Below are 8,698 nucleotides of genomic sequence, written 5' to 3'. Positions count from 1 at the left end.
TCTCGATAGCGGAGCTATCGGGATGATTCGGCAACGCCGCGAGGTGCCGTGCCAGGCGTCGCGGGCCCGGCCAGGACCCATCGGACAGGCCCTAAGCGTCCACCCGCCCCCGCACCCGCACCGGATATCCCGGCGCGCCGCCGTCCCGCCGCTCCACGACCACCCGGTCGCCCTCCCACCGCGAGGTGAAGCGCTCCACCGTCGGCCGCTGCCAGCCGTCCCCGCCGTCCGGCACCACCAGACCACTGCCGCCGCGCCCGGCCACCGGTGCCCACACCTCCAGCTCCGTCCCGCCGTCCTCGCCCGCCACCGGCAGCACCGCACCGGCCCGGGCCAGCACCGGAATCCGCGACAGCGGAGCGTCCACCCACACCTGCCCGGGGCCGTCGTGGGCCCGCCCGGTCGCGGTGTCGTACCACCGCCCGCGCGGCAGCCGCACCGGCCGCCGGGTCACGCCCGCCGCCAGCACCGGCGCCACCAGCAGCGCGTCCCCCAGCAGAAAGGCGTCCTCGCAGTCCCGCAGCGCCCGGTCCCGCGGCGCGCTCCACCACACCGGGCGGACGTACGGGGCCCCCGTCAGCCGCGCCAGCTGGCCCAGCGTCTCGAAGTACGGCAGCAGCCGCTGCCGCTCGCGCAGCGCCGTACGGGCGTGCTCCAGCACCTGGAGCCCGTACTCCCACGGCTCCCGGCGGCCCGCCCAGACCGCCGAGTGCGTACGGAACAGCGGCAGATAGGCGCCCAGTTGGAACCAGCGCAGATACAGCTCCCGGGAGGGCACCTCGGAGTACCCGCCGACATCGGGACCGCTGTACGGCACCCCGCACAGCCCCAGCCCCAGCACCAGCGACAACGAGGCCCGCAGCCCCGGCCAGCCGGTCGCCACATCCCCCGACCAGGTGCCCCCGTAGCGCTGCATCCCCGCCCAGCCCGAACGGGAGAACAGGAACGGCCGCTCGGCCGGGCGCAGTTCGCACAGCCCCTCGAAGCCGGCCTGCGCCATCGCCAGGCCGTAGACGTTGTGCGCCTCGCGGTGGTCGCCGCCCCGCCCCTCCAGCGCGTGCCGGGCCGAGCGCGGCAGCGTCGACTCCCCGAAGGCGGCGAAGGAGACCGGCTCGTTCATGTCGTGCCAGAAGCCCGCGAAGCCCTGCGCCAGCCGCTCCGTGTACTGCGCGCCCCACCACTTGCGCACCCGCACGTCGGTGAAGTCCGGGTACACCGACTCACCGGGCCACACCACCCCGCGCACCTCCCGCCCCCGCGCGTCCCGTACGAAGGCCCCGCACGCCGCCCCGCCCTCGTAGAGCGCGTCCCCCGGCTCCGCCTTCACCGCCGGATCCACGATCGACACCAGGCGCACCCCCTGCGCCCGCAGCTCCCGGGCCAGCCCCGGCAGATCCGGATAGCGCGCGCGGTCGACGGTGAACACCCGGTGCCGGTCGAAATGGTCGATGTCCAAATGGACGGCGGACAGCGGCAGTTCGCGCTCCTGATAACCGGCGACCACCCGGCGCACCTCGTCCTGGCCGCCGAACCCCCAACGGGCGTGCTGGTAGCCCAGCGCCCACTGGGGCGGCAGCGCGGGCGCCCCGGTCAGCGCCGTCCAGACCTGCAGCACCCTGGCGGGGGTGCCGGCCAGCACCCAGTAGCGCAGCGGCCCGCCGTCCATCCGCAACTCACAGCTTCCCGGCCGGTCGTGGCCCGAGCCCGCACCCTCCGCGCCCTCCCGGAGCAGCACCCGGCCGTCCCAGGAGTTGTCGTGGAAGACCAGATGCGTCCCCGCGTCCGCCACCACCAGCTGCACCGGCATCGTCACCGACAGCGGATCGTCGCCCGGCTCGAACGCACCGCCCGGATCGGAGTTCCACAGCCGGTACACGCCGTCCCGCAGCCGCGGCCCGTGCGCCCGCCCACCCAGTCCGAAGAACCGGGCATCGGCCGCCACCTCCGAGCGCTGTATCCACCGCGACGCGCCGCCCGCCTCCGGCCGCCCGCCCGCCCCCGATGCGCCCGCCGCGTCCGTACGGTCCCACCAGCGCGGCGGCAGCTCCCGCCGCAGCACCGCACCGCCCGGTGTACGCACCTCCACCGCGCCGTGCCGGGACACCGCCACCAGCACCCGCTCGGAGACCACCCGCCAACCGCCCTCCGTATCGGGCTCCAGCACCGCCCGGGCATCCACCTCGGGACACGCCCCGGCCAGCGCGTAGGACGGCTCCGGCTCGGCACCGTCCCAGCCGCAGAAGACGGCACCGCCCGACGCCACCCGCACCCGCAGCGACGACCGCGCGAAGTGGATCACCCCGCCGCCCGGTAGCGCCTCCGCGCCCCGCGCCGCCCCCGGGACCCGCGCCCGCTCCTCGCCGCCGCGCGGCAGCGCCCTCGCATCCGCCCTCCGCGCCCGCCACGCCGAGCGCACGGACCGCAGCCCCTGCGCCGGCCCGACCGCCCTGACCACCCGTACCGACCGCACCAGATCACGCCCGTTCATGCCGGTCAGCCTGCCATTGACGTCCGGGCATCCGGGCAGCGTTCAACTGCCGTTCACCTGCACGAGATCACGCTCGGCCACCTCCAGGCCCAAGGACCGCCGCCCGGTGGCCGGATCCCGACGGCCCCTCCCCATACGGGCCCGCATCACATGGCGGCACCACACCCGCCACCCCCCGAATATGGGGAGCCCGCCCTGGTGCACAAGTCGATCACATGGCATCGTCCAGGCAAGCCGTGTCACGCGCACACGTCGGGCCGGGGGACCCCCGCCGCGGTGCGCGCCCGACGCATACGACGCACACCACGCGTACCGACCGGGAGCCGCATCATGACCACCGCACCGCAGTCCGACCACCGGCCGGAGCCCCTCTGGCAGCCCGGCCCGGACCGTATCGCCGGCGCACAGGTCACCCGCTTCCACACCTGGGCCGCCGAGCGGCACGGCGCGCCCGCCGCCACCCCCGGCGACCCCGCCGCGAGCTACGCCGCCCTGCACCGGTGGTCCGTCGACGAACTGCCCGCCTTCTGGCAGGCCACCGCCGAGTGGTTCGACGTCCGCTTCGCCACCCCCTACGACACCGTCCTCGCCGACCGCGCGATGCCCGGCGCCCGCTGGTTCCCCGGCGCCACCCTGAACTACGCCGAGCACGCCCTGCGCGCCGGCGAGGACCCGGCCCGCGCCGACGACCCCGCGCTGCTGCACGTCGACGAGACCCACGAGCCCGCCCCCGTCACCTGGGCGGAGCTGCGCGCCCAGGTCGGATCGCTGGCCGCCGCACTGCGCCAACTCGGCGTCCGCCCCGGAGACCGGGTCAGCGCCTATGTCCCCAACATCCCGCAGGCCGTCGTCGCCCTCCTGGCCACCGCCGCCGTCGGCGCCGTCTGGACCTCCTGCGCCCCCGACTTCGGCGCCCGCAGCGTCCTGGACCGCTTCCAGCAGATCGAACCGGTCGTCCTGTTCACCGTCGACGGCTACCGCTACGGCGGCAAGGAGCACGACCGCCGCGACACCGTCGGCGAACTCCGCGCCGAACTGCCCACCCTGCGCGCCGTCGTCCACATCCCGCTGCTCGGCACCCCCGCTCCCGAAGGCGCCGTGAACTGGTCGGACCTGACCTCGCAGAACACCGAACCGGTCTTCGAGCAGGTCCCGTTCGACCATCCGCTGTGGGTCCTGTACTCCTCCGGCACCACCGGACTGCCCAAGGCCATCGTCCAGTCCCAGGGCGGCATCCTGCTCGAACACCTCAAGCAGGCCGGGCTGCACTGCGACCTCGGCCCGGACGACCGGTTCTTCTGGTACACCTCCACCGGCTGGATGATGTGGAACTTCCTCGTCGCCGGCCTGCTGGTGGGCTCCACCATCGTGCTCTACGACGGCAGCCCCGGCCACCCCGACATCTCCGCCCAGTGGCGGGTCGCCGAAGCCACCCGCGCCACCGTCTTCGGCACCTCCGCCGCCTACGTCATGGCCTGCCGCAAGGCCGGCATCCACCCCGCCCGCGACCTCGACCTCTCCGCGATCACCTGCGTGGCCACCACCGGCTCCCCGCTCCCGCCGGACGGCTTCCGCTGGCTGCACGACTCCTTCGCGGAGAGCGGCGCCGACCTGTGGACGGCCTCGGTCAGCGGCGGCACCGACGTCTGCAGCTGCTTCGCCGGCGCCGTCCCCACCCTCCCCGTCCACATCGGCGAACTCCAGGCGCCCTGCCTCGGCACCGACCTTCAGGCATGGGACCCCCAGGGCAAGCCCGTCATCGACGAGGTCGGCGAACTCGTCGTCACCAACCCCATGCCGTCCATGCCCACCCGCTTCTGGAACGACCCCGACGGCGCCCGCTACCACGACAGCTACTTCGACATGTACCCCGGCGTATGGCGGCACGGCGACTGGATCACCGTCACCTCCCGCGGCAGCGTCGTCATCCACGGCCGCTCCGACTCCACCCTCAACCGCCAGGGCGTCCGGATGGGCTCCGCCGACATCTACGAGGCCGTCGAACGGCTCCCCGAGATCCGCGAGTCCCTCGTCATCGGCCTGGAACTCCCCGACGGCGGCTACTGGATGCCGCTCTTCGTCCACCTCGCCCCCGGCGCCACCCTCGACGACGAGCTGCGCGACCGCATCAAGCGCACCCTGCGCGAACAGCTCTCGCCGCGGCACGTCCCCGACGACATCATCGAAGCCCCCGGCGTCCCGCACACCCTCACCGGCAAGCGCATCGAGGTCCCCGTCAAACGCCTCCTCCAGGGCACCCCCCTCGACAAGGCCGTCAACCCCGGCTCCGTCGACAACATCGAGCTGCTGAGCTTCTACGAGCGGGTGGCCCGCGACCGCGCGGCCGAAGGCCCCGCGACGTAGGTGGCGCAACCGGCCGGCGCCGGACCGACAAGGCATCCGCGGCCTGTCGGTCCGGCGCCGACCGCGATTGTCAGACCCCCCGATTACTGTGAGTGACAAGTGACGTTCGGTCAGCGCCCCGCTCACCACGGGCGCATCTCACCCAGGGGGAGTCATGACATCCGCATTCCGGCACACCAACCGTTCCGCCGCCCACCGCATCCTGCGCCGCGAAGTCCCCAGCACCGCCGCCGTCCTCGCCGACGAGCAGGACTTCACCGCCATGCGCCGCTACCGCACCTTCCCCTTCGACGACCACGGCAGCTACCTCCAGCAGATGGAGGCCCTGCTGCGCACCCTCGCCGCCCAGGGCGTGCTCACGACCCTCAGCCTCTTCGACCCGGCCGCCTTCGAGCAGTACTGCGCGGAGCGGGACCTCGACCCCGACCACCCCGACAGCCGCACCCGCTACACCGCCGAGGCCGCCCGCACCGGTGCACGGGTGACGTACGAAGGCGAGCCGCTGAAGCAGCTGCTGCCGTTACTGGTCGAGGAAGCCGACCGCCAGTCGGCCTGGAACCACGCCGCCGCCCTCCTGGCCCGCGCCGGCAGCTGCGACGACTGCGGCGCCGACCTCGCCCACGCCGCCTTCGCCCGCGCCACCCAAGCCCTCCAGCAACTGCTGACGTCCCTCGGCGGCGGCACCCACCACCTCGTCTGCTCCATCGCGGCGGGCGAGCCGTCCCTCCTCGCGGTCCTGCACGCCGGCGGCGACGCCGGCGACCGGCTCCGCCTCGCCGAATCCGACACCCTCGTCTTCTGCACGGTCCTCGCCGCCGGCCTCGCCCTGTGCACCCCCGGCGGCATCGTCTCCCGCACGACCGCCGACCCCACCGATCCCGCGGTCCTCGCCCACCACGGCGCCACCACCGGGACCCTCCGTGACACGGTCCGCGGCTGGTCCCTGCGCGACTCCTGGCTCCGCCCCCTCACCGCCGCCGAGGTCTTCACCGCCTACTGCACCGACGCCGACAGCGGAGAGCCGATCCCGCCCGAGCCGGGCGTCGACTACGCCCCCGGACTGCCCCTCGAACCCCCGCCCGACGCCCACGACCACTGAGCCGCCCGCGCCGCGGCGAACGCCGAACGGCCGCCCCGCCACATGGGCGGGACGGCCGTCGGGACTCCTGCGACGTCTGCTACGACATCACTCGCCGGAGAGCACCGCCTGCGCGGCGGCCCGGGCGTCATCGGCGGTGTCCGCGGCCCGCGCCGCGGCCGCCGCACGCTCGCACTGCGCCAGCGTGTGCTTGGCCAGCGTCGCCCGCACATAGGGAATCGACGCCGCACCCATCGACAGGCTGGTGACACCGAGCCCGGTCAGCACACACGCCAGCAGCGGATCGGAGGCCGCCTCACCACAGACACCGCAGCTCTTGCCCTCGGCCTTCGCGGCCTCGGCCGAAGCCGCCACGAGGTCCAGCAGCGCCGGCTGCCAGGGATCCTGCAGCCGCGAGACCGCACCCACCTGGCGGTCGGCGGCGAAGGTGTACTGCGCCAGGTCGTTGGTCCCCAGCGAAAGGAACTCCACCTCTTGCAGAATCGAGCGGGCCCGCAGCGCGGCGGACGGAATCTCCACCATCGCACCGAACTTCGCCCGCAGCCCGGCCTTCCGGCACGCGTCCGCGAACGCCTTGGCGTCGATCCGGTCCGCCACCATCGGGGCCATGACCTCAAGGTAGACCGGCAGCCCCTCGGCCGCCTTCGCCAGCGCCGTCAGCTGGGTACGCAGCACCTCGGGGTGGTCGAGCAGGGTACGCAGACCGCGCACACCCAGCGCCGGGTTCGGCTCGTCCGCCGGCGTCAGGAAGTCCAGCGGCTTGTCGGCACCGGCGTCCAGCACGCGCACGACAACGCGGCCCTCCGGGAACGCCTCCAGCACCTTCCGGTACGCCTCGACCTGCTTCTCCTCGGACGGCGCCTGCTTGCTGTCGTCCAGGAACAGGAACTCGGTACGGAAGAGCCCGACACCCTCGGCCCCGGCCTCCACGGCAGCGGGCACATCACCGGGACCGCCGACGTTCGCCAGCAGCGGCACCTTGTGCCCGTCGGAGGTGGCCCCGGGACCGGACGAGGCGGCCAGCGCCGCCTTCCGCTCCGCGGCGGCCCGCTCCAGCTCCGCCCGCTTCTCGGCGCTCGGCTCCACGAAGATCTCTCCGGTGCTGCCGTCGACGGCGATCACCGTGCCCTCGACCAGCTCACCCGCGCCCGGCAGCGCCACGACGGCCGGCACACCCAGCGCCCGCGCCAGAATCGCGCTGTGGCTGGTCGGCCCGCCCTCCTCGGTGACGAACCCGAGCACCAGCGTCGGGTCGAGCAGCGCGGTGTCGGCCGGCGCCAGATCCCGCGCGATCAGCACATAGGGCTCATCGCTGTCCGGCACACCCGGCATCGGCACACCCAGCAGCCGGGCGACGATGCGGTTGCGCACATCGTCGAGGTCGGCGACCCGCCCCGCCAGGTACTCACCGGCACCGGCGAGCAGCGCCCGATAGGCCGCGAACGCGTCGTACACACCGCGCTCGGCGGTGCTGCCGACGGCGATCCGCCGCTCGACGTCCGCCATCAGCTCGGGGTCCTGCGCCATCAGCGCCTGGGCCTCCAGCACTGCCTGCGCCTCGCCGCCCGCCAGGTTTCCACGCGCTATCAGGTCGGCGGCGACAGCCTCCACGGCCTGACGGGCACGCCCCTGTTCGCGCTCCGCCTCATCCGCCGGAATCTGCTTGGCCGGCGGCTCCAGAACCGCCGTGCCCATATGCCGCACCTCGCCTATGGCCACACCGTGGCTCACACCGACGCCTCGCAGCGTTGTCTCCATTGCACCCGTCTCCGGTTGATGCGACGGCCCGGCCGCCGCGGTGGATGTCGTTCTGCCGTGGGGGACGGCGCCCGGCTACTGCCAGGAGAAGAGCTCGTCGCCCGCCTTGATGTCGCCGTCCTCGCGCACCTCGCCGAGCGAGTCGGCGGTGGCCTCAAGCGCGACGACCGGGCAGACCGGCGACTTACCGGCCGCTTCGACCGCGGCGGGGTTCCAGCGCACGATCTCCTGGCCGCGGGTGACGGTGTCGCCCTTGTTCACGAGCAGCTCGAAGCCCTCGCCATTGAGCTGAACGGTGTCGATACCGAGGTGGGTGAGCACGCCGTGCCCCTCACCATCGACGACGACGAACGCATGCGGGTGCAGCGAGACGAGCACACCGTCCACGGGCGAGACGGCGGCAGACGGTTCACGAACGGGGTCGATGGCGGTACCGGGACCCACCATCGCGCCGGAGAACACCGGGTCGGGCACAGCCGCGAGTCCGATGGCGCGTCCTGCGAGCGGGGACGTCACGGTGGTCATGGGAAGCCTCCCAGGGGTGGAGATTCATCAGGTCGCCGTCACTACCTGTCCTGGACGGCGCACCGTTCAGAAGCGTAAGTCATAGGAACTGACGGTTCCGCATGGCAGGCACCAGTTGCACCCGCGCGTCCCGCTGAATCGATTTGCCTCGCCCACAGCAGAGCTGTACTGTCTGAGACCTGCCCCCGGACAACCAGGACGCAATCACTGCGTCCGGTTCAGGTGGGCGGCACTCCCAGCGTCTTGATCGCGACTCAAGAATTGCGCTTCTGCATGTCTGCAGAAAAGCAGCGGTTCGAAAGCCGGAAAGGGCCTGATAGAGTGTGAAACACCGAAGGGAAGCGCCCGGAGGAAACCCGAGAGGGAATCCAAAGGAAGCGTCCGTTCCTTGAGAACTCAACAGCGTGCCAAAAGTCAACGCCAGATATGTTGATACCCCGTCGACCGGAAACATCCGGGAGATG

The 8,698-nt window shown here is 72.9% G+C and carries 5 protein-coding genes; 2 read left to right on the top strand and 3 right to left on the bottom strand.

Features of this window, described 5'->3' with window-relative positions:
* Positions 1 to 91: 91 nt before the first annotated feature.
* Positions 92 to 2,488: a glycoside hydrolase family 31 protein gene (locus ACZ4NB_RS38570; protein ID WP_467667727.1), complete on the bottom strand. Its 2,397-nt coding sequence runs from the start codon at positions 2,486 to 2,488 to the stop codon at positions 92 to 94.
* 330 nt (positions 2,489 to 2,818) lie between these two features.
* On the opposite strand from ACZ4NB_RS38570, the gene ACZ4NB_RS38565 reads away from it, so the two are divergent.
* Together ACZ4NB_RS38565 and ACZ4NB_RS38560 are read left to right on the top strand one after the other, a co-directional pair.
* Complete coding sequence (locus ACZ4NB_RS38565; protein WP_467667726.1) at positions 2,819 to 4,852, top strand: acetoacetate--CoA ligase; 2,034 nt, start codon at positions 2,819 to 2,821, stop codon at positions 4,850 to 4,852.
* A 154-nt stretch (positions 4,853 to 5,006) separates the two neighbouring features.
* Positions 5,007 to 5,951 (top strand): hypothetical protein, encoded by a 945-nt coding sequence (locus ACZ4NB_RS38560; RefSeq protein WP_467667725.1) that lies wholly within the window; start codon positions 5,007 to 5,009, stop codon positions 5,949 to 5,951.
* A gap of 87 nt (positions 5,952 to 6,038) precedes the next feature.
* Here the strand turns inward: ACZ4NB_RS38560 and ptsP are convergent, their stop codons facing one another.
* Complete coding sequence (gene ptsP, locus ACZ4NB_RS38555) at positions 6,039 to 7,709, bottom strand: phosphoenolpyruvate--protein phosphotransferase (RefSeq protein WP_467667724.1); 1,671 nt, start codon at positions 7,707 to 7,709, stop codon at positions 6,039 to 6,041.
* A 75-nt stretch (positions 7,710 to 7,784) separates the two neighbouring features.
* The gene (locus ACZ4NB_RS38550) at positions 7,785 to 8,234 is read right to left on the bottom strand and encodes a PTS sugar transporter subunit IIA (protein ID WP_467667723.1); all 450 of its coding nucleotides are present in this window, start codon (positions 8,232 to 8,234) and stop codon (positions 7,785 to 7,787) included.
* Positions 8,235 to 8,698 lie beyond the last annotated feature (464 nt).

Source organism: Streptomyces sp. NPDC026575 (genome assembly GCF_055567415.1).
The sequence above is the reverse complement of the archived record's forward strand: the minus strand, read 5'-3'. Positions and strand labels throughout refer to the sequence as shown.

What these genes read in the sequence shown, in the direction of transcription:
- ACZ4NB_RS38570 (WP_467667727.1), bottom strand. Translation starts at nt 2,488, where the DNA reads ATGAACGGGCGTGATCTGGTGCGGTCGGTACGGGTGGTCAGGGCGGTC.
- ACZ4NB_RS38565 (WP_467667726.1), top strand. Translation starts at nt 2,819, where the DNA reads ATGACCACCGCACCGCAGTCCGACCACCGGCCGGAGCCCCTCTGGCAG.
- ACZ4NB_RS38560 (WP_467667725.1), top strand. Translation starts at nt 5,007, where the DNA reads ATGACATCCGCATTCCGGCACACCAACCGTTCCGCCGCCCACCGCATC.
- ptsP (WP_467667724.1), bottom strand. Translation starts at nt 7,709, where the DNA reads ATGGAGACAACGCTGCGAGGCGTCGGTGTGAGCCACGGTGTGGCCATA.
- ACZ4NB_RS38550 (WP_467667723.1), bottom strand. Translation starts at nt 8,234, where the DNA reads ATGACCACCGTGACGTCCCCGCTCGCAGGACGCGCCATCGGACTCGCG.